Consider the following 22017-nt stretch of genomic DNA (forward strand, 5'->3'; position numbering starts at 1 on the left):
GTAGCCTTGCTGCCTGTCTCCGCTCCGTAAGAAGCTGATGGTGCGGTATTTACACACCGCCACAGGGCATCAAGGCATTGAAATCACATCTACTTGTTTCTTATAACCTATTTAATGGTTCTCCCGTCGACCCTTTCCTTCTCCAGCCATCTTCCTAAACATCTGTCGATGGAAGCGCCGTTCGGCCTCTAATATTTGGAGTAGTTTGTCGGCAGGTATCACCTTTAGCATCTCTACATGATAACGTTGTTCTATATGCTTTAATTGTATTTCGAGCATATCCGACTTTGTTATGATGTCACTTGCCTCTCGTGCCGACTTCGGTTTGGTGTTATGAAGGGTTCGAATGCGGTCGAAATAGACTCGTTGTTTACTACGCATCTCATCGTAGATGAGGAAGAAGCGCGACGCTTCCTGTGCACTTAGATTAGCCTCTTTTGTAATGAATTTATGCGTCTCCAATCTTACCTTGTTCGGGTCGAAGCGCCCTTGTGCACAGACAAAGGCTGCATTGAGGATAAGACAAAGCATAAGGATTATTCTTTTCAGTCTCATATTGGTATCCTCCTTTCTATTGATTGTTTTCCATGTAAGCATACATATCCGACTCGTCAATCATGAAATAGTCGGCAGCCTGGTCGAATCCGTCCTCTGAAGTGGCCGAAAGTGCTGTCGATGCCTTCGTCCCATTGTGTCCAGTCAATGCGCTCTCGTCCTGCTGACCCTCGAAGGCATGATAAGAGAGGAAGCCGACCAATACGATACCCACCGTCACGGCTGCGGCAGCCAACGGACGAAGATAACGGAAGGTGGTATGTTGAACGGTCGTAGGGTGTGTAGTCTCCTTCTGTTCCACAGCCGACAGCTGCTCCATCACACGTGTTGACAGGTCAGAGAAATAACCGTCAGGCACTGTGAAAGGGCGTTTATTGCCATATTGCGTTTGTAAGTGATTCGTTGATTCCATAAAGTTTTTTCTTTGATATAACTTAGACTACAGAAAGAAGAAATGGTTTAATCATTAAGGAGAGAATATTACTCATTGCGTTTCAGATAGTCTGTAACCTTCTGTACGGCAACATGATAGGAGGCCTTTAACGACCCCTCACTCGTCCCTAAGAGCTCGCTCATCTCCGAATACTTCATCTCGTCATAGTAACGAAGGGTGAACACCGTACGTTGAACATCGGGGAGCATGGCTATAGCCTGCTGTAACAAAGCCTGCGACCTATCGCCATCAAAGTAGTTATCAGCCATGAGCTGGTTGGCAATAGTCAGGTCGGCATCAGCACTGGCAAGCGTCATAGCCTTCTGACGACGTAGGAAATCAAGGGCCTCATTGATAGCGATACGATAGAGCCAAGTAGACAGTCTCGACCGTCCTTCGAACGTAGGAAGATTCTTCCAAGCCTTTAAGAACGTGTTTTGCAATACGTCATCGGCATCGTCATGAGTAAGTATAATACTACGAATCTTCCAGTACAGCGGCTCACCGTACTGGTCAACAATCATGGGGAAAACCTTCCGTCTTCCTTCAGGACTCGCCAACAAGCGAATCACTTCATCTTCATCAAGGGAGGACACTGCGCTTCAGATGTCGGATAAGAACGTGTGTGGACGTATCAGCCGTTTATCGGATAGAGACCTTACGTACTACGTTGCCCACCTTAACAATATAACAACCCTTCGGGAAATTGAGTGTGTAATGCTTATCGCCACCGTCAACTTTCACGCTCATCACGCGTACTCCCGTCACATTATATACTGACAGTTGTTCGTCTTCGGCCCCTACGACATGCAAGACGTTGCCGAGGACAGAGATAGAGATTGTCTGAACATCTAAGTCTATCAGGTCTATCGCTGCGCGCGCCTGTACTGTTGAGGTGAAGCCAACAGATAGTAGTAATGTGAAAAGGAAAGGAGTAAATATCTTTTTTATCATAGATTATGCTTTTATGTCAGCCACAAAGATAGTAAATTTCAAGTAGATAATGAGCTTTATTGCCTTAGAGGGGAAAGATTTAATAATTATTAATAAACAAACACAATCCTTCTCTTGTCCTTCTAAACTCCCTCCTGCGTTCTCCTTGACACCTTATTTATATTATCAGCATTGCCTTATTGCATTATCAACATAGCCATATTGTATCTTTAGCATATCCTTATGATATTATCAGCATAGCCTTATTTGTGGTTCTTCCGTTAAATGTGTAGATTGTTAATAGAATGAGATTAATCCACATACATGGTAAGCCTACCTCCAATAAGATTGTTTTATAAAGGGGGTAAACTATATGATAAATGTGGTTCTACTGTAATTAGTGTGAGTTAACATGTGTCTAGACCACCATAGAAGAATAGAATCGCTATCCGATAGCGTTCGGCAGTACCATATCCTCTGCCAATGGTCTTGATTTCTTCATACTGACTACAAAGATACGAATTTCGTGCCGCTTAATGCGGGATACGGCATGTTAATTCACACTAAATCCCGCAGAACCATGATTAAAGACTACGAATTTCGCAAATTACACGAACCATTGTCGCAACAAATAACTCGTGAACTTGTAAACTTGTTAACTCGTAAACCAATCAAACTACACAAACCATTATCGCAACAAATAACTTGTAAACTCGTTAACTAAACAAACTACAAAATAATTATCACAACAAATAACTTGTTAACTCGTTAACTTGTAAACTCGTAAACTAAACAAACTACAAGAAAAAGTTTTATTCTTATTTGCTGTCATTTTTAACATTTCGTGTAACCCAACTGTGTACTAACGAGTTAGATGGAGGCAATGGCTGACAGGAATGACAGGAAACTTCGTTTTGACTGAATAGCATCGTTTAGACAGGATTAACCGAGGACAGGATACGGGAAGAGACAGGGTAACAAAGTGAACGGATTGTAGACAGGGTACGAGAAGACAAAGTAACAGGGTTAACGCCTTTTGGCGGAGTAACAGATTTCTATAACCAATTTAATATTGTAAGGGGTGAGTAACTTTATCTATTACAATCAACCTTATATATTTCTCCAACTCATACCACATAACAAAAACTTGGTTATTCAGAGTTTGGGAGTGATAATGATTCGCCTAAGCATAAGTCTCTGACGAAATGTCACACAGAGAAATGGAGACTACGAAGGGTTATTAAAACAAAACATTGGTAGCCACGAAGGCACCGTCGGTGCCCGGAGCGACGGAGATTGTTTGCCTGTTTTATTAGAGATTCTATGCTCAAAGCATTTATCTCAAGAGTTATTAGGAAGCTGTATGCTACACCCCCATCGCTCTTTGTGTCATCCCCACCTCCGTGACATAGCCTTTATCTCCATCCTCTCCGTAACTCTGTGTGCCCTATTATATACTACTTCGCAACTACGTTTTACCTTTTCCTTTCATTGCCTTATCCTACTTACGATGATTTAAAAGAGAACTATATTATATTTGTCATTCGCCTGATAATCACTTGTAGTACGCTTTCATTGCTGACAAGTATGGTTGCTGTACCTGTCATTCCGCCTATGAGTTGATACTTGCAATCCGTTATCTTTACTTGCGCAGTGAACACACTGCCTTCTGCCAAATGGTGGGGAGTATGTGATGTGGTTACTATTGTGCTACTAGCAACTCCGTAGGTTTCTGCATCATAGCCCTCAAGCTCAATATTGGTTGTCATTCCGTTTTCTATCGTATTGACATACCTGTAAGGAATGATTAGTGTGCCTTGACGGGTATTTGTCATTTGTACCTTTGCACTGATGGTTTCTGGATAGGGGATAAAGTATGCACCTGCCAATAATCCTAAAATCACGATAGTAATAATTGTGATACCATAACGCACGATGCCTGAAGGAATTTCGCCAATGATATGTCTTACCTTCTCGCTGCGGAGTTCTATTTTGTCATCTGCCATAGTTGTACTTTCTTTATATTAGTTTCCTAACTCCAACTGATTCTTTACAAGGTTATAGTATGCGCCACGTTTCTGTGTAAGTTCCTCGTGGTTGCCTATCTCTACCACCTTACCTTTATCTAATACCACTATCTGGTCGGCATTCTTTACTGTACTTAATCGATGTGCCACGATAACCACTGTCTTGCCCTTGAAAAATTCATCAAGATGCTCCACAATCATACGTTCATTGTTGGCGTCGAGCGAATTGGTGGCTTCATCAAGGAAGATGTAGTCGGGATTTTTATACACGGCTCTTGCTATTAGGATACGTTGCTTCTGCCCTTGACTCAAGCCTACACCATCACGACCTATCTTGGTGTTGTATTTTAAGGGAAGTCCCATTACATAATCATTGATGCAAGCTATCTCGGCAGCTTTCTGCAATCGCCCCTTATCAATTTCCCCATCATCCACGGCAATGTTGCGAGCTATCGACTCGGAGAAGATAGCGCCGTCCTGCATAACCACTCCACACTGTCTGCGCCACCATTTCTTGTTAAGTGTATTTACATCAGTTCCACCGATATTGATTTGCCCGCCCAATACGGGATAATAACCCAACATCAGTTTAATGAGCGTTGTCTTTCCACTGCCCGACGCACCCACAATGGCTGTTACCTTGCCTTTGGGAATGGTGAGGCTTACATTATCAATGATAGTTTTCAGTGCGTGAGGGTCGTATTTGAAGTTTACGTTTTCCATGTCTATACCACTATCTTCTTCTTTCACTGAAGTTTCCAATCCTTGTTTTCCGTTCTCATCGTCCATGCGATGTATTTCGTTAATGCGTTCAAGACTAATCCTCACGTCCTGCACAGAATAGAAGAAACTCATAAGTTGCTCAACAGGAGAATTGAGCTGACCGATGATGAATTGCACGGCAAGCATCATACCGAGTGTGAGTTGTCCGTGAATAACGGCTGTTGCCGCGACTACTGTAATAACGATATTCTTGAGTTCGTTGATAAAGATGCTGCCTGCCTCCTGTGTCTGCTGGAGTTTCAGCGATTTCATCTGTACTCCAAAGAGGTCTGCTTGCACGTCTTCCCATTCCCAACGACGGCGTTGTTCACAGTCTTGCAGTTTTATCTCCTGCATAGAAGTGATAAACTCGTAGGTCTTGTTGTTGTTGATGGCTTGCTGCTCAAAGAGTTCATAATCCAGAACCTTTCTACGTCTAAGGAAGAGCGCAAGCCAACCACCATAAAGCAAGCTGCCCACCATAAAGATGGTAAAGATGAGCCAATTGTAAGAAAGCAATACGATGCTAAATACCACAAAGGTAAAGAGCGAAAACACGATACTGAGTGTCTGTTGGGTCAAGAATGTGTTTACACGGCTATGGTCGCCCATACGCTGCATAAGGTCGCCCATCAGTTTGGTATCGAAGAACGACATAGGGAGCTTTAAGAGCTTAATGAAGAAGTCGCTAACCAAAGAGATGTTGATGCGCAAAGAGATATGCAGCAAGAGCCAACGACGGATAAAATCAATGGCAGTACGGCTCACGGTCAAGACCAGCTGCCCCAAAAGTATCAGCCATATAAAGCCGATATTCTGATTTTTGATACCCACGTCTACAATGGCTTGCGTGAGGAAAGGTAGGATGAGTTGCAGCAGACTGCCCACGAGCAACCCCAAGACAATCTGTCCGAAGTACTTGCGGTATTGCTTGATATAGCCAAAGAGGAACTTAAACGAGCGTTCCTCCGTTGGCTGTTCGTCTATCTGCTTTTCATAAAAGGCAGGGGTGGGTTCTAAGAACATAGCGATACCCTTTTCCTCACCTCCCGATTGGGTGCTAATCCAATGCTTCTTGAATTCCTCAAGGTTGTATTTTACAAGTCCTTTTGCAGGGTCGGCAATATAAAATTCTTTTTTATGATTAACTTTATATAATACAACAAAATGATTTTGATTCCAATGCAAAATTGAACATAATTTATTGGACATCAATTCGTCTAATGTTATTTGAACAGAAACAGAATCAAGTCCTATAGAGCGTGCCGTTTCCGCAATAGCTTTTAATGAAACACCTTCCTTGGTCGCTTTGCAAATTTTATAAAGTTCGGAAGTGTCGTATTCTTTATCAAATTTTTTACACACCATTGATAAGCAAGATATACCACATTCCATTGAGTCATGCTGTCTTACATATTGTATCTCGTTCATTACATGGTACGTTGTATAATACTTTCATTCTTCCTGCTTGTCCTGACACTCACTTCTTTATTGAAGATTGTGTAAGATATTGTGAGTTCCACGCCTCGCATATCATTTTTACCTCTCGTTCCCCAATCTATATTATTGAAGTGATATAGAATGTTGTTGTAATTAGCCTTTCCCAAAATATCATTTACAGCTAAATTGATATTCAGCCTGTTCTTCAGCAATGATGCTGCAACACCCATATTCCAACTATGAATACTCTTCTGATTATACAACAAATACTCATTTCTGCCTTGATAAGTATAATCTGTAAACAAATAAATACTCGGTGTCAGAGCATAATTGATATTCACCTGCCCATTGAAAGCAACTTTGTCATTTCTGTATTCTTGTTCTTTAAACACATATTCTCCATGTGGGAACACCACTTCACTCTCGCATGAGAGTTCAATATTACCAATAGCTTTAGAATAATTCAATATCACCCTGAAATCGCTTGCTTTCTTCATATTCATGGAATAAGAAGAGAGGATATTGCTCGTTGCATCTATCTGTTCAAGCACACTCACAAGCGGATTCTTTCTATAAGTATAGCGCAATGAAAGGGTTAAATCTTTCCATGTAGAACTTAGTGTGTAGCGATCCATAGTTTCGTTTTCAAGATTTGTATTTCCCTTGCTGTATAGAAGTGAATCCTGATAAACAAGTCCAGAGTTTAGTTGGGCAAAGTTAGGTTGTGTAAGATTTCTTCTATAATTAAACTGGAAGAACCAATTATCATTCGGTCGATACTTTATAGTGATTACAGGGCAGAGCGTAGAAAAGTGTTGTTTGAATTGATTTGCCACCGTGTTTGTTCCCGAAACACTGCTAATGGTTCTATGCACATACTGATAGCGCACCGCAGGCATGACTGTCCATTTGCCAAAACTTTTAGCGAATGACAAATAGACCTGCGGATTTGATTCTTTTACACTGATATCGTTGATATAACTATGCACATTCAAATACGGTATTTCTGAATTTGTTTTGGACTTTGAATCCACATAATTATATAGAACTCCCGCCATAGCACTGATGTTCCATGGAAGTTTAAATCCATTGTCAATACTTGTTGTATAGACAGTATAACGGCGGTTGCCATGACTCTTGGTATGCGAAGACAAGCTTGCATCGCTTTCCAAAGTTTGCAGATTATGATTAATATTCGTGGAAGCTATTTCCTGAGAAATGTCAAGATTATAATTATTGCTTGCATAAACATATTGCAACGTTCCGCTATGTATGTTCTCTAAGTTTCTACCTTGTCTATCTATGTTCCTCCATTGCTTTTGTTGCTGTTGCCAGCTCGTCAAATTTGTGCCAAATGCCTTATTATCCTCATCGCTGAATTGATAGAAATAATAAAGCCCTAATCTACTTTTGGCATTCAACTGATAATCCGCAGAGAAATTTACCTTATGAGCTAAGGTTGTTATAGGCGTTTCTCGCTTTTGCTCAATGGAGAATATGTCATCACGATAGATGTTGCGAAAATATGTTTCCTTATTCTTGTTACCATCTTTGCCACCCATATAGGATAGGTTAGCAGAAAAGTCCTTATATTGTCCCATCACATTGAGAATGCCTACATCTGAAAACATTCTTGTTTGTTTCAAGTAGTTGCCAACGCTAAGAAATATAAAATCATTAATATGCTTAATGGTTGTAATGGTAATAACGGGTTGTCCGTTGGGACTGTACTTTACAGAGGGGGTTCTGTCTATCTCTATACTCTTAATATTGTCGGCTTGCAGCGTGGACAGAACCTTTGCATCGGACAAAAGTCGTCCGTCCAAAACATAAATAGGTTCGCCCAATCCATTTACTTCTATATTGTCATTAACCGAATGCAGACCCGGTGTATGCGACAACATTCTCATTGCCGTACCCATTTTCGATAGCACAGTATTGGCAACCTGAATCTTGGAAACGCTCCCTTTGGTTTTCACACGTGGCATATGTCCTTTCACCACAACATTGTCCAATTCTATGGTTGTAAGAAAAGTACTGTCTTTTATTTCGTCTTGACCGAAACAAAAGGAAAAGTTTACACAAAAGGCTAATAAGGTTAATATCTTTTTCATCGACTTGAATATTTATACATATAAAAATCTGGAAGGATTTCTGATAGATTCCTTTTATACATTGAACAGTATTTTTTATTTTTCCCCCAATTCTTATTTCTATCAATGGGACAACCTCCTCCACATATAGGAAATACATTGCAATTGACACATTCATCAGAATCAAAAGGGTTGTGACCAAACATTGTTTCTGATAATTTTTCAAGGGATAGAGTCCCTTTTGCCAAGTCTCCAACTTTATTATTGGGAACTCCTAAATGTTCTAGACACTTATATATATGTCCTTTAGAATCTATTGCCAATGAATTTTTACATCTAAACATACATGGCATGGCTAAATTTGGAAGTTCAGGATATACTAATGCTTTCTCTTTATTCCTAAGTGCATCTTGGTCTTGCTTTAATAAATCTTCATGCGTAAAGCAATTTCCCGATTTATCAAAATCTGTACGATCACGTACATAATTATGACTGATTGCTATTTGTCCCTTTCTAAGATATTCTGAAAAATTATTATTGAAATAATTTGTAATATCGCTAAGCGAAGTAGGATTAGTATGATCCATCGTAACCTTAATGCTTAGTGGAATATCTGTTAATGATACTAATTTCCTAATATTTTCAATGATTAGATTAAAAGAAGGTGCCCCATTGTTAAATATCCTACGTTTATCATGAGTTTCTGCAATACCATCAAGACTAATTTGAATATATTTTAAATTTAAAATATCCAATTTTTGTATAATAGACTCATTTAACAAACTACCATTTGTAATCATATCAGACGCAAACTTAATTTTTAATTGTCTTAAATGCTTACAAATTGAGTAAATTCTATCAAAACCAAGTAAAGGTTCTCCTCCAAACCATGTAATATGAATTTCTTGCTGTCTATGTAAAGATATAAATTTAATAAGTCTACTTTCAATATCATCGGACATTAAGCCAATGTTTTTTTTACCGTCTTCGAAACAATAAAAACAATTGAAATTACATTTCATCGTTGGGGCTATTGATAATATCAGCGAAGAGTTTTGGAACATGCTGCTATAACACTTGTATTTATAAACATTTAGTTCATTATAATCATCATCTACTAAGATGCCAGCATTCTGCAAAATAGCACATACTTTATCTTCAATAACATTGCCTTTCTTTTTGATATTTTCATATATAGAAAACCATTGCTTTGTTTCCATTTTGACAAATCCTGTTGTCAAAGTATTATAAATAAATGTGCTATTATTGCAAGTGTTTATAACATTGAATTTAGATATTTTCATACATAATTTACATAAACAACAAGTGAAAAAGAACCTATTATTATTATCCATCATAAGATGATGGATAATAATAGTAAATATAGACCTAAGTAATGAATATAATACGCTTTAGTAAGTGAATTATATTAAAAACTATGGTTTTTGAGAGCCGACTTGTGTATTATTCGAAGTTGGTGGTTGACTTACATGTCCATTATCATATCCACAATCGCATTTAGTTCCATACAAAAGACTGTGTCTATAACCTTGATCACATTTGGTTGCACCACCAAGAATATTTTCCTGCTCCTCGGGTTCTAGAATGTTAACATCTGAGTTAACACCACTCTTCAACAAAATAATGTTTGAATTTTCCATAAATATTGTTTTTAATTAATACGTTGCAAATATACAAAATCTACAGAAATATGCAAGAATATATATGTTATCCTATTAAAAAAAGACTTTTTTAACATTTCAGGTATAACAAATAGCACAGAAGTGAACAAAAATCTGTTTCTTTTGTTTTGATTACTTACCATTTAACCCAAGTTTAACGGGCATAATTATTTTTCATAAATTTTCAGTATTTTTTGAGGGTTTCAGGTTTGCTAAGTACTTAATAATCAGCCGTAGCGTTTTCTGAATACGGACTAAATCTGATTTGTAGGACACCAGCATATCAATTTTTTTGTGGTTCTACTATAATTAGTGTGAGTTAACATATGCCTAGACCACCATAGAAGAATAGAATCGCTATCCGATAGCGTTCAGCAGTACCATATCCTCTGCCGATGGTCTTGATTTCTTCATACTGACTACAAAGATACGAATTTCGTGCCGCTTAATGCGGGATACGGCATGTTAATTCACACTAAATCCCGCAGAACCATAAATGTAATTAGGTGTGATGTCTATCTGTCGTCAATAACCTGCTTATTCCCTTATTAAATCATGTTTGTAAACTATTTTTATACAGCTCAGACCCAATACATGCTCTTTTGGCTTCTAAAAGACGCCCTTTTGGGTTGCAGAAGATGCTCTTTAAGACCCTTGCTAACGCCCTTTTGAAGTCCAACTAAGCACCTTTTACTTTACACCTGGTAACTAATTGATATCCTGTTGATTGCAAACCTGCTTCATGTGTGTATTTTTGTCGTTAGTTATAGGTATTTTCCTTGAAATTATGTAATGATTTTTCAACCCCTTATCTACAGATTTTCGAAGTCTTAAAACGAAAAGATTTTCAATGAAAGAGGATGAAAATAGGATAGATAGTTGACTGTCTCAGCCATATTTTTGTTTAATGAGTAACTTTGGCTCTTACGTTAAAGCACTACGAAAAGCGTCCACACATTTAACGGAAGAACCTTATTTGTACTATCACCATAGCCCTTTTTGTACTATCAGCATAGCCTTATTTGTATTATCACTATAACCTTATTATATTATTAGAATAGCCTTATATTTATCATCATCACATTCTTATTTATATAACTATCCCATCTTTACCTCTCTGTTACTCCCCGAACTTGTTCATCTGTTACCCTGTCTTCTTTCACAAGCAACCTGTTCACCCGTCAACTGTCAACTTGTCAACTTGCCCTGTTACTCCCCGAACCTGTTCATCTGTTACCTTGTCTTCTAACACACGCAACTTGTTCACCAGTCTACTCGTCAACTTGTCAACTCGCCATGTTACTCTCCGAACTTGTTCATCTGTTACCTTGTCTTCTTTCACACACAACTTGTTCACCAGTCTACTCGTCAACCTTATTAACTTACATCGTTACCCTGTCCCTCGTTAACTTAGTCACAAAAAAAACGGAAGAGCGTTAGCTCCACCGTTATCTCCGAATTACCATCGTCTCACGACGCTGATTTTTCTCAATCTTTACCTAAAATATAACTAAAAACCTAAATCTATTACTAACCTAAACAAATCTTCTTTCTAACATGAATAATCCTGAGCAATCTTCAATACCTGTAAAAGACTAAACCTTGTAATCAGCTATGTCGCTCTTGAATTACAATGCAAAGGTAGGAATAATACACATATCATCAAAATTAAACAGCAAAAAATAACAATCTATCAGTTAATTCTTGATTTACATCAAAGGCGATGTGCAATTATAGTAGACTTTTTCTTGTTTTCTTATATTATATCCCCTCATTTCCTTATAATATATAAGGTGGAACAAATCGACCGTCTTTACCCCACAAGCAAAGCAGACAGAGCAAGGCCGAAGAGATTAGGAAACAAAAGAGGAAAAGACCACCTCGCAGCAATAAAACCCCTTGAAGTAGGACAGGCAACCATCGACAGGTGAAAAAACAAAAAACAACTTTCCTGTCATATCTGTCACGCTATAACCTTGTCTAACCCATTCACTCACAGTAGGGTTACACGAAATGTTAAAAGTGACAGCAACTTAATTATAAAAAAAACTCGTATATAAGCTGTAATAATTCCTCCTTTTCTTTGGCACCATCACCCCCTTCATAATTCAAAAGAATCAAAGGCTAAAATCCTCCCCCACCCTTCATCGCCCATCACAACAATTCATCACCACCCAACACTCACCACCCAACACCCAACACCCACCACCCAATAATTATCCCCCAAAATGTTTCTTTTTATAAGAATTATTGTACTTTTGCATGCTAAAAGATACAAAGGACGTTTATAAGACATTCTCTTATAGACAGTAAGAATTGCTTTCAGATAACAGACAAGACAATGAGCAAGCAAGTATTTCAGACAGACTCCCGTCAGCGTTGGAGTTATTTTAAGTGGACCCTACGTGTAGTCCTTACGATTCTCTCACTCTTTGGAATCGTTTTCTTAGCAATGTTTGCCTTGGAGGGTAGCCCGCAGATGCCTTTCCATCACGACTATCGAAATGCGGTGTCAGCCTCATCTCCTTATACCAAGGACAACAAGACGGCAACACTCTATAAGTCGTTTCGTGACTTCTTCAAGGAGAAGAAGATGCATAATAACTATGCGAAAGCTACCATCAAGAAGCAACGATTTGTGGGGAAGGCGGACAGTCTGACGCAGAAATACTTTCGGGAGTGGGACGACCCACGGATTGGTGTGCGCTCGGCATGGTATGTTAACTGGGATAAGCACGCTTACATCTCTCTGAAGAACAATATACGACACCTGAATATGGTGTTGCCTGAGTGGTTCTTTATCAATCCTAAGACCGACAAGGTGGAATATAGGCTTGACAAGCAGGCGCTGCGCTTGATGCGTAAGGCTGGTATTCCTATCCTTCCAATGCTCACGAATAACTACAACTCCGACTTCCATCCAGAAGGTATCGGACGTATCATGCGTGATAGGAAGAAGCGTACAGCACTCATCAATGAGATGGTCAAGAAATGTAAACATTATGGTTTTGCAGGTATCAACCTTGACTTAGAGGAACTCGACATACAAGACAACGACCTCCTCGTTGAGTTAGTCAAAGACTTCGCACGTGTTTTCCATGCAAATGGACTCTATGTAACACAGGCTGTAGCACCTTTCAACGAGGATTATAACATGCAGGAACTGGCTAAGTATAACGACTATCTCTTCCTCATGGCCTACGATGAACATAATATGGGGAGCCAGCCAGGAGCTGTCAGTTCGCAACGTTGGGTGGAGAAAGCTACCGACTGGGCGGCTAAGAACGTCCCGAATGACAAGATAGTACTCGGTATGGCAACTTACGGATATGACTGGCCTAATGGGGAAACGGCTTCGACGGTATCATTCGACCAAACAATGGCTACCGCACTGGATGCAGGAGCAAAGGTAAAGTTCGATGATGACACCTACAACGTTAACTTCTCGTATCAAAACACTGATGATGGAAAGATTCATCAGGTGTTCTTTACTGATGCAGCGACCACCTTTAATATCATGCGCTTTGGTGCTGAATATCATCTCGCAGGCTATGGTCTGTGGCGTTTGGGCACAGAAGACAAACGTATATGGCGCTTCTACGGTAAGGATATGTCGTGGGAGAATGTGGCAAGGATGTCTGTTAAGAAGCTGATGCAGCTTAACGGCACCGATGATGTTAATTTCGTTGGATCTGGAGAGGTGCTGGAAGTGACTACGGAGCCGCACCCTGGAAATATATCAGTGACTATAGATAAGGATAACCGCCTTATCTCTGAGGAGTATTATCACTCCCTTCCGTCAACATATACCATCCAACGACTTGGTAAATGTAAGGATAAACAACTCGTTATCACCTTCGACGACGGACCAGACAGCCGCTGGACACCTACCGTGCTGAGTACGCTGAAGAAATATAATGTACCTGCTGCGTTCTTCATGGTGGGACTGCAGATGGAGAAGAACCTGCCTTTGGTGAAGCAAGTATATGACGCCGGGCACACTATCGGCAACCATACCTTCACCCACCATAACATGATTGAGAACTCCGACAACCGCTCTTATGCTGAGTTGAAGTTGACAAGAATGTTGATAGAGAGCGTCACAGGACATAGTACAATCCTGTTCCGTGCTCCATACAATGCCGATGCCGACCCGACAGACCATGAGGAGATATGGCCAATGATAGTGGCAAGTCGACGCAACTACCTCTTTGTGGGTGAGTCTATCGACCCTAATGACTGGCAACAAGGCGTAACGGCTGACCAGATTTACCAACGTGTCATCGATGGTGTGCACCATGAAGACGGACATATCATCTTGCTCCATGATGCGGGTGGTGACACACGTAAACCTACGATTGAAGCCCTCCCTCGTATCATTGAGACCCTACAACATGAAGGTTATCAGTTCATCTCTTTGGAACAATACTTAGGGATGAATAAGCAAACCCTGATGCCTGCTATCAATAAGGGAAAGGCTTACTATGCCATGCAAACCAACCTTTGGCTGGCAGAGATGATTTATCATGTATCCGACTTCCTCACGGCTCTCTTCCTTGTATTCCTTGTCTTGGGTATGATGCGCCTCGTATTCATGTACGTGTTGACGTTCAGAGAGAAACGAGCAGAGAACCGACGCAACTATGCACCGATTGATGCTGCTACGGCACCAGCTGTTTCTATCATCGTACCGGGATATAATGAAGAGGTGAATATCGTGCGCACCATCACTACGCTCAAGCAACAAGACTATCCGAACCTACATATCTACTTCGTCGATGATGGTAGTAAAGACCATACCCTCGAACGTGTGCGTGAGGCTTTCGATACCGATGATAAGGTTACTGTACTTGCTAAGAAGAATGGCGGTAAGGCTTCGGCACTGAACTATGGTATCGCTGCTTGTCGCTCAGAGTATGTGGTTTGTATTGATGCCGATACTCAGCTGAAGCAGGATGCCGTAAGTAGACTGATGAAGCACTTCATTGCCGACAAGGATAAACGCATTGGTGCTGTGGCAGGAAACGTGAAGGTGGGTAACCAAAGGAATATGCTCACCTACTGGCAAGCTATTGAATACACCAGCAGTCAGAACTTTGATCGCATGGCTTACTCTAACATCAATGCCATTACCGTTGTACCTGGTGCTATCGGTGCATTCCGTAAAGAGGTGATTGAAGAGGTGGGAGGATTTACCACTGACACCTTAGCAGAAGACTGCGACCTGACGATGAGTATCAACGAACATGGTTACATCATTGAGAACGAGAACTATGCTGTGGCAATGACAGAAGCCCCTGAGACACTCCGCCAGTTTGTTAAGCAACGTATTCGTTGGTGCTTTGGAGTGATGCAAGCCTTTTGGAAACATCGCTCCTCACTCTTCTCTCCATCGAAGAAGGGCTTCGGACTATGGGCAATGCCTAATATGCTTATCTTTCAGTATATCATCCCAACGTTCTCACCATTGGCAGATGTACTGATGCTCATAGGTCTCTTCTCTGGCAATGCCTTGCAGATATTCTTCTATTATCTCATCTTCCTTCTCATTGACGCAAGTGTGTCTATCATGGCTTACATCTTTGAAGGCGAGCGGTTATGGGTACTCCTATGGGTTATCCCGCAACGTTTCTTCTATCGTTGGATTATGTATTACGTCCTCTTCAAGAGTTATCTCAAAGCAATTAAGGGCGAGCTGCAGACATGGGGTGTCCTCAAACGCACTGGCCACGTTGGTGAGTAGCAGCCTTACCCTTGCTGCTAAGGGTGGTAATCCATAAGTGTCTCCATACAAACAGGGGGGAGGGCTTTTTATTAAGCTATCTACGACAAATTACTTATTCTCCATGGTTTTTAATCTGTCCTCCATCTCTTTAAGGAGCTGTTTTCGCTGTTTCATGTTCGTTATTGCCTGTTTACTACCATCTTCCAAGCTCGTTTGATGAATATGGACATTGTTCTTTTCATCGTGTTTCACGAAGAAGACGCCACCAAACCGTTGATACACATTGATTGGGAAGAACTCTTGTAAGACATGATAGGCACCCTTAAAGCGTATCGGTATCAGTCTGTTGAAAGCAGGAGTCATGGGGAGATAGACAGAAGCATCGGTCGAAGCGTTAAGACAATACTCTAAACTATTAGCTGGTGCTTTGTTTATTGCAGCGTCCTTCATGCCGAATGTTATATCTGTCGCAATCGCATCGCCACCTTCTGTGACGAGGAGTAAGGGACAATAGTCGTCGCCATACGCCTTTCGCAGATAACTTCCCATAGGCAAGCAAGGTACGGCAGGATAGGTCGACACGGGGTTTACATGTGCAGCATGGGAATAGATAAACACCTTCTCACGCTTATCTTTGGCACACCTATCTATTAAGAACTTCGCACAGAGAGCCATCGTAGAGTCACGCTGGACAAACCTTTCAATAGAAGGAGTCTGCTGATGCTGTACATTCAGCTTTAAGATAAAGTCAAAACAGGCCATTTCGTCATCTGAAAGTAGCTTAGCTATTTCCGCACGGTGCTTATCAAGATAATTGACAGCGTCAGCCAGTTTATCTTTCATTATCATTACAGCGAGTCTGTCAGCCTCTGGGATGTGTTGTTCCTTATTTAGTGCAGCGATGAAATCAAACAGATGGAGGGTAGACGACATACTTATCGTCTTTTGATGTGTATAGTCAATACCAAACAACCGCACCTTATCACTATCTGCCCTACCCCGATTATAAGTCCTAAGTACGTTTAAGAGTGTACTTACTGTTGGGTGTGGTATCAAGGAGGAGTCCATTGTGAAGCTGTCATCTTGTATATAACGATTAAAGAAGAGTGATTTCCCTAAGGGGAACTCCATCAAGACCAATCTACAATCATGCCGTTTGACAGACGCTTCAATCAGTCTGGTAACAAAGCTTTTAACGTCAGAGTTACCATGTAAAGACTCTCCTAAACCAATTATTCGCTTGTCTCTAAGTCCGTCTATCTGTGCCAGGTCGAAACAATGATTACTGTCCTCACGAATAAGGTTGAGACCACCCTCCACCCTCAAAGGAGCAAGTGTCCTAACGGGATAATCGTCGATAGGCTTATTATCAAGTGTCACCTTCAGTTTTGAGAAGGCGATATACGCATCTTTCCTCTCCTCGCCTAAGACGTTGATACCTATATTCAATGAAGACGCATTAGTCAGGTTAATATGTGTCGAATATGTTTTGAGGACAGAGTCAGGCTTACAGATGAATGAACCTGTTGCCACCACCTTCTCTTCTTCATCAATCGCTTGCAGCGTTAGGACCACACGCTTTAGTCCACTCCCCTTACATTCAAGGCCTACCACACCCTCTTTAAGATTGTCGTGGGGCAAGAGGATTCTATGAGAGATCTCCGTTCTTAATCTGTCTACAATTGGAATTTCCTTTATATACCGCCTTGTGTACAACGTTCGCATTGGTCCTTTAACATCCCAAGGTATTGTGTAGAGCGCAAAGGCACCGTTCTCTATCCAGCGATAGGGGCGCAAAGAGTCTGGTACCATCTTAAAGTCTAAGTCATACGCCCTTGTGTAGTTTTGCTTTCCCGACTGTGCTATACATGGTATTGCAGTGCTGATAAGGATTAATATCACTAAGAGCTTGTCTTTCAATGTAATATTTCTAATATTCATTTTATGCTATTTATGTATAAACGAGTAGCTTAGCAGACCTTACCCCCAGCCCCTCTTCGAATGGAGAGGAGAGTGATTACCGAGTCCTCCATGCGCTTGTCTATATCCTTCCTTGTGTATCAGTTTATGCACCGACAGGCCTCCCTGTGCGTTCAGGGAGGACCATTGTCAACGGCAGTTATCATTCTTTTATGATGCTGATAGGCCTTCTGTCCGTAGCATTACTTTATCTTGAAAACCGAAGCACCCGTTATATAGTATTCTTTCTCTTTAAAGGTTCCTACGACAGGGTGCACTGGCAGCTTACATTTAGAGTATAGTCTCAGAATCTCATAAATCTGCTCATGGGTTAAGTACTTCGCTGTGCTGCTCATCATTTTTATCTTTACAAACCTCTTCTTGCTATTTATAAAGACATAGAACTTAGACCACATAATATTACTTTTCTTTCCAATGAGGTTTAAGAGTTTCTTTTGTTCTTCTGTAAGAACCGCACTTATGGACTCAGCAAAGCATTCGTCGATTAAAGGTAGTGACACATTATTGTAAGGTGTATATCGTTTCTCATAGGCAGGCTTCCAGTTTCCTTCCTTGATAAAACGTTCTGTACTATCCGCATCTGCAGCAATGTAGTAGGTCATGAAGGTGTCGCGCTCCCAAGTTGAAGGGAGGGACTCTTGAATGAGTTTCCCCACCCTTGTAATCTTCACATCATTTTGTCCCCATGTAGGAAGGCAAAACAAGAATGCTAAAAGAAAAGCATAACAAATGTTCTTAATTCTCTTCATATTCAAACTTAGATTAGAAGTTAATAATTAAAAAACAACTTGTTCCAATGAGATGTCGCTCTGCTTTTCTCTTGAAGACTCCCCTCCACCCTGCTTAGGGTGGAGAGGAAGACCCACCTCTGCCCTCTCCGTCCCATCCGTCAAAGACCGAAGGGAACAGTGGAGAGGGACAGTGATTATCAACAACCCTCCTTCTCTTTTTCTATAACATTATTTCTCTATATCCTTTCTTGTGTATCAGTTTATGCGCCGACAGGCCTCCCTGTGCGTTCAGGTCAGCATCGTCAGCTGCGGTTATCATTCTTTTATCCCACCAACAAGAGCACAGTGAGCGTGATTCAGCCCCATCCGTATTACCCGAGGAGCGCCCACTAATTGAACCATATCATCCCCTTCAGCTGAGCAAGATACTTGTTAAGGTCTTTTGCATTATCGTCCGTTAAGAAGAAATACATAAAGACAAATCTATAATCCTTACCTATCACAACACAACGAGCACGGGTGAACTTATCCCTACACTCCTGTTGTTTTGTGTCAATAGGATACATCAGCATATAGTCAGCATTAAAGTACTGCTTGGCAAGAGAGGCTGGATAGTCAGTGACAAGCATCTTTATTTCGTCAACCTCACACGGTTCAGCAACTTTACACATCTTATCCACCTGCCATTTCAGGTCGCACTTAATATCGCTGTAGATGTCCATATTTATCTTTCCACCCGTAGGGAGCGGTGTGAGGTCAGCCCCACTGTCCACACTCCTAATCGATGTCTTCAAATAGAGCTCACAGTCTTTATCTTGATGAACGATACTGGCATCCGATTGAGCAATAATATGTCTAAATATACACCCCTTAGTGTCACAAGGCAGTTGACTGGGTACGTATCCCCTACTCCTTATCAGTTTGTAAGGTTGTTTGATGTTAAGTCTGATGTTCTGCTGTTCGCACTTGCCCTCTATCGTGGGTGGGAACGTTTTGAAAAGTTCTACGGTATCAAGGTCTTCTACTGTCACCTGTGCCCAAACAGTTGGTACACAAAGGAGTTGTAAAAGGATAATACAGACAGCTTTCATCCCTCTTGAGCCGAAGAATGACACAAGTCTTGTTCTGAGATCTTTCTTCATAACCATAATGTATTAAGTTAATAAGGCAATTGTCTTAATTATTCTCAATTACAGAAGACTACTTTCTCAAGTCAGGCTTCTTCGTTGTAGCATCTTCGATAACGAACGACTTGCCCTGTTCCTTCACCTTAATATATACCACCGTGCGCTTTGTTCCCACATTCTTATAAGGTGAACTCCACAGAAAAGAGACGCAGAGCCAATCATTATTCAGCGGTACAACCTTCAGTGTTCGTATATTTTCTTCAATACAGTCCTGCGCATCGATAAGGACATCAGCGTCCATATCAACACTCTTCTTCATGACCGATGGACTAACAAACTTCTTTGCAATCACCATGTAAAGGTCTGAGAGCTGAGAATAGATAAGGCTGTTCATATAGGTTTTGTAGAAACCATAAGCAAACAGCTGTTTCTCCTTTTGGGTCTCATTCAGCTTACATACTGCAGTCTTTGACTTGCCCTTCTGTGCATAGAGGGTCTGGGGTGCAACAGCCAAGCATAGCGCTAAGCTTATTGCAAGATACAGTTTTCTGATCATTGTGTATAGCATTAATATTGGTAAAAATTGTCTGTATTCTTTCTCAAGTAGTATTACGACAGGCACGTAAAGGCTTAGCGACACGAATATAACTATCCGTCTTCTATCTCACTGACCACCGTCGAAATCATTAATCACCTTAGGTTTTTATGTTTCTGATTGTTTATTCGGGCCAAAGATATAAAATTAAAATACGTAAAACAAATTTAATGACAATTATTTTCGGGTGGGAGAGGAAATTAGAAGGGCAGGGGGAGGAGAGGAGGGAAAACCGGGAAGGAAGACAGGGGCGGCTGAGGTCGAAGCCTACGAGGCACTGCCTCGTAGGACAGGGGCAGCTGGGAACGGACAGGGGACAGGTGGAGACGGAGGGAAGACAGGCTGGGAACGGGAGCAGGGGCAGGCTGGGAACAAGGGCAGGAACCGCTGGCGACGGCCTGCGCCCACTATCAGCTGTCCCCTAAAAGCTCACGACAAACGAGGAGCCTAACTCTAAGGAATGGAAGCAAGTATGCTTTCCTAAGGCACGATAAGGCTGGAGGTTATAATCTACCAAGAAGCGAACACTGTAATGCTGGCGTGCTCTGAACATCAGTGACAGACCTGTTCCGAGACCCATGCCATGGCGCGAATCGATCAACTCGTCCGTCAACTGTATATTAGGATAGAACACTGACGAGGCTAAGAGTTTACTTCCAAGGAGCCAGCGGGACGTTAGCGGATAAGAGAAATAGGCACCACCGCCTACTTTCCACGTATCGAAGACATTATCCTCGGCCTTGACACCATCGACGATAACCGATGTGCGGGTCACTGAGAACCGTCCACCAACACCGACATAGGGGTTGAAGAAATACGCACCCTCCACTGCTGACGTACAACCACGTGACACTTTAACATGCGACCCCTTCCCATCAGGATACTTCCCCAGCGGTTCGTTGATAAGAAAATTCAGTCCGATGAACGAGGGACGATACTTCTCTTCAAACGTCTCCTCCGTTGTAGCCTTGTTCAACCCACGTTGCTTAAAGATAAGATCAGTAAGATAATAACCCATCTCAGTGGCTACGATGCCCACGCCAGCCCCTGTCATCACATCACTCAACCAGTGTTTGTTATTTGCCATACGCATAAGACCAGTCGCAGCGGCTACGCTGTAGGCTCCAATACCTATCCATGGACTCCGATAACCATACTCCTTATTGAGCATGGTGGCGGTCATGAAGGCGGTGGCGGTATGACCAGATGGGAACGAACGGAGGTCGGTTCCGTCGGGTCGCTCTACCTGTGCCGAGTATTTCAAGGCGTTGACAATTCCTGCCATCAACGCTACCGACATGGCATGAGAGGCGAGCATGCGCCCCCAACTGCTCCTTCCCTTCACCCCTCCTAACTTGAGTCCTAACATGACGGCAGCTGGGAGATACTGCGTGTAATTGTCTAATCGTCTGTCGAAACGTGGTATATAGTCGTTCCGCAGACCACGAAATCGCTTGCTCTCGCTACGCATGAGAAGTCCGTTGAGGATAAGGGGTGCACAGGTGTAGACGACCCTGTCGAGGCGTGTGTCATTCTTGTATCTTACCTTCTCACACGCCTGTCTGACCGTAGCTGCCGTGTCGGCCACGGCACATGTGTCTGCCGTCACGCCCACGCTGTCGTCTACTGCGATGGAGGATGTGTGCCGTAGGCTATCAGACAAGGCAACAGAGGCCTCAGCGGGATGGCTAAGACTTACGAACGAGAGGATTACAAGGGTTGTTCTCAGGACTTTTAACTTTGGGCATGAAGCACAGAACGCAAGTGACAAAACGTCGAACATGGGAGTTAGAGGTTTGAGTATTGAGGTTTTAACATTTCTATCTGTGGGGGACATGATACCCCCAGAGATACTAACGGATGGGGTAGTAAGATTATTGTGAGACGATAGTAGAAAATATTAAGAGAACAGGGGACAGGGTATGGGGGGACAG

The 22017-nt window shown here is 41.7% G+C and carries 16 protein-coding genes; 1 reads left to right on the top strand and 15 read right to left on the bottom strand.

From position 1 onward, the window contains the following. Window positions 1-111 precede the first annotated feature (111 nt). The 10 genes from AXF23_RS01605 to AXF23_RS15905 all read right to left on the bottom strand — a co-directional run bounded on the left by AXF23_RS01605 (window position 112) and on the right by AXF23_RS15905 (window position 11267). Window positions 112-555: a hypothetical protein gene (locus AXF23_RS01605; protein WP_107624075.1), complete on the bottom strand. Its 444-nt coding sequence runs from the start codon at window positions 553-555 to the stop codon at window positions 112-114. Window positions 556-571: 16 nt separating this feature from the next. Further along, window positions 572-967, bottom strand: a complete 396-nt coding sequence (locus AXF23_RS01610; protein ID WP_107624076.1) for a hypothetical protein — start codon at window positions 965-967, stop codon at window positions 572-574. A 68-nt stretch (window positions 968-1035) separates the two neighbouring features. After that, window positions 1036-1584, bottom strand: a complete 549-nt coding sequence (locus AXF23_RS01615) for an RNA polymerase sigma factor (protein ID WP_107624077.1) — start codon at window positions 1582-1584, stop codon at window positions 1036-1038. Between the two features lie 46 nt (window positions 1585-1630). Next, window positions 1631-1942, bottom strand: coding sequence for a T9SS type A sorting domain-containing protein (locus tag AXF23_RS01620; protein WP_089366260.1), 312 nt, complete (start codon window positions 1940-1942; stop codon window positions 1631-1633). A 1505-nt stretch (window positions 1943-3447) separates the two neighbouring features. Then, window positions 3448-3927 carry an HlyD family secretion protein gene (locus AXF23_RS01625; protein WP_107624078.1) on the bottom strand — a complete coding sequence of 160 codons (480 nt, stop codon included), beginning with the start codon at window positions 3925-3927 and terminating at the stop codon, window positions 3448-3450. An 18-nt stretch (window positions 3928-3945) separates the two neighbouring features. Further along, on the bottom strand, window positions 3946-6141 hold the full coding sequence (locus AXF23_RS01630; RefSeq protein WP_107624079.1) for a peptidase domain-containing ABC transporter: 2196 nt from the start codon (window positions 6139-6141) through the stop codon (window positions 3946-3948). Further along, the gene (locus AXF23_RS01635) at window positions 6141-8264 is read right to left on the bottom strand and encodes an outer membrane beta-barrel family protein (protein WP_107624080.1); all 2124 of its coding nucleotides are present in this window, start codon (window positions 8262-8264) and stop codon (window positions 6141-6143) included. Before AXF23_RS01635 ends, AXF23_RS01630 begins: the two co-directional genes overlap by 1 nt. Then, a complete protein-coding gene (locus AXF23_RS01640) occupies window positions 8261-9463 on the bottom strand; it encodes a radical SAM/SPASM domain-containing protein (protein ID WP_158267675.1) in 1203 nt (400 codons plus the stop codon). Before AXF23_RS01640 ends, AXF23_RS01635 begins: the two co-directional genes overlap by 4 nt. Before the next feature lie 216 nt (window positions 9464-9679). Beyond that, a complete protein-coding gene (locus AXF23_RS01645) occupies window positions 9680-9904 on the bottom strand; it encodes a hypothetical protein (RefSeq protein WP_107624082.1) in 225 nt (74 codons plus the stop codon). A gap of 1195 nt (window positions 9905-11099) precedes the next feature. Then, window positions 11100-11267: a hypothetical protein gene (locus AXF23_RS15905; protein WP_158267676.1), complete on the bottom strand. Its 168-nt coding sequence runs from the start codon at window positions 11265-11267 to the stop codon at window positions 11100-11102. Window positions 11268-12266: 999 nt separating this feature from the next. Between AXF23_RS15905 and AXF23_RS01650 the strand changes: the two genes are divergently transcribed. Next, window positions 12267-15668, top strand: a complete 3402-nt coding sequence (locus AXF23_RS01650; protein ID WP_107624083.1) for a trifunctional glycoside hydrolase family 18/polysaccharide deacetylase/glycosyltransferase family 2 protein — start codon at window positions 12267-12269, stop codon at window positions 15666-15668. 90 nt (window positions 15669-15758) lie between these two features. Here AXF23_RS01650 and AXF23_RS01655 read toward each other — a convergent pair whose 3' ends face one another. The 5 genes from AXF23_RS01655 to AXF23_RS01680 all read right to left on the bottom strand — a co-directional run bounded on the left by AXF23_RS01655 (window position 15759) and on the right by AXF23_RS01680 (window position 21866). Next, window positions 15759-17591 carry an erythromycin esterase family protein gene (locus AXF23_RS01655; protein WP_107624084.1) on the bottom strand — a complete coding sequence of 611 codons (1833 nt, stop codon included), beginning with the start codon at window positions 17589-17591 and terminating at the stop codon, window positions 15759-15761. 221 nt (window positions 17592-17812) lie between these two features. Continuing rightward, on the bottom strand, window positions 17813-18379 hold the full coding sequence (locus tag AXF23_RS01660) for a hypothetical protein (protein WP_107625761.1): 567 nt from the start codon (window positions 18377-18379) through the stop codon (window positions 17813-17815). 371 nt (window positions 18380-18750) lie between these two features. Next, entirely contained in the window at window positions 18751-19503 is a 753-nt protein-coding gene (locus tag AXF23_RS01665) for a hypothetical protein (RefSeq protein WP_146156719.1), read from the bottom strand. A gap of 58 nt (window positions 19504-19561) precedes the next feature. After that, window positions 19562-20044: a hypothetical protein gene (locus tag AXF23_RS01670; protein WP_107625762.1), complete on the bottom strand. Its 483-nt coding sequence runs from the start codon at window positions 20042-20044 to the stop codon at window positions 19562-19564. Window positions 20045-20504: 460 nt separating this feature from the next. Continuing rightward, entirely contained in the window at window positions 20505-21866 is a 1362-nt protein-coding gene (locus tag AXF23_RS01680) for a phosphatase PAP2 family protein (protein ID WP_107624087.1), read from the bottom strand. Window positions 21867-22017: the final 151 nt, after the last annotated feature.

The organism is Prevotella sp. oral taxon 313, from assembly GCF_003043935.1.
In the GTDB taxonomy this organism is placed as follows: domain Bacteria; phylum Bacteroidota; class Bacteroidia; order Bacteroidales; family Bacteroidaceae; genus Prevotella; species Prevotella jejuni.

Bases quoted from the DNA above. Each gene is read 5' to 3' on its own strand.
- AXF23_RS01625 (WP_107624078.1), bottom strand. From the start codon at position 3,927: ATGGCAGATGACAAAATAGAACTCCGCAGCGAGAAGGTAAGACATATC.
- AXF23_RS01680 (WP_107624087.1), bottom strand. From the start codon at position 21,866: ATGTTCGACGTTTTGTCACTTGCGTTCTGTGCTTCATGCCCAAAGTTA.
- AXF23_RS01670 (WP_107625762.1), bottom strand. From the start codon at position 20,044: ATGATCAGAAAACTGTATCTTGCAATAAGCTTAGCGCTATGCTTGGCT.
- AXF23_RS01630 (WP_107624079.1), bottom strand. From the start codon at position 6,141: ATGAACGAGATACAATATGTAAGACAGCATGACTCAATGGAATGTGGT.
- AXF23_RS01605 (WP_107624075.1), bottom strand. From the start codon at position 555: ATGAGACTGAAAAGAATAATCCTTATGCTTTGTCTTATCCTCAATGCA.
- AXF23_RS01655 (WP_107624084.1), bottom strand. From the start codon at position 17,591: ATGAATATTAGAAATATTACATTGAAAGACAAGCTCTTAGTGATATTA.
- AXF23_RS01665 (WP_146156719.1), bottom strand. From the start codon at position 19,503: ATGAAGAAAGATCTCAGAACAAGACTTGTGTCATTCTTCGGCTCAAGA.
- AXF23_RS01660 (WP_107625761.1), bottom strand. From the start codon at position 18,379: ATGAAGAGAATTAAGAACATTTGTTATGCTTTTCTTTTAGCATTCTTG.
- AXF23_RS01610 (WP_107624076.1), bottom strand. From the start codon at position 967: ATGGAATCAACGAATCACTTACAAACGCAATATGGCAATAAACGCCCT.
- AXF23_RS01645 (WP_107624082.1), bottom strand. From the start codon at position 9,904: ATGGAAAATTCAAACATTATTTTGTTGAAGAGTGGTGTTAACTCAGAT.
- AXF23_RS01640 (WP_158267675.1), bottom strand. From the start codon at position 9,463: ATGGAAACAAAGCAATGGTTTTCTATATATGAAAATATCAAAAAGAAA.
- AXF23_RS01650 (WP_107624083.1), top strand. From the start codon at position 12,267: ATGAGCAAGCAAGTATTTCAGACAGACTCCCGTCAGCGTTGGAGTTAT.
- AXF23_RS01620 (WP_089366260.1), bottom strand. From the start codon at position 1,942: ATGATAAAAAAGATATTTACTCCTTTCCTTTTCACATTACTACTATCT.
- AXF23_RS01635 (WP_107624080.1), bottom strand. From the start codon at position 8,264: ATGAAAAAGATATTAACCTTATTAGCCTTTTGTGTAAACTTTTCCTTT.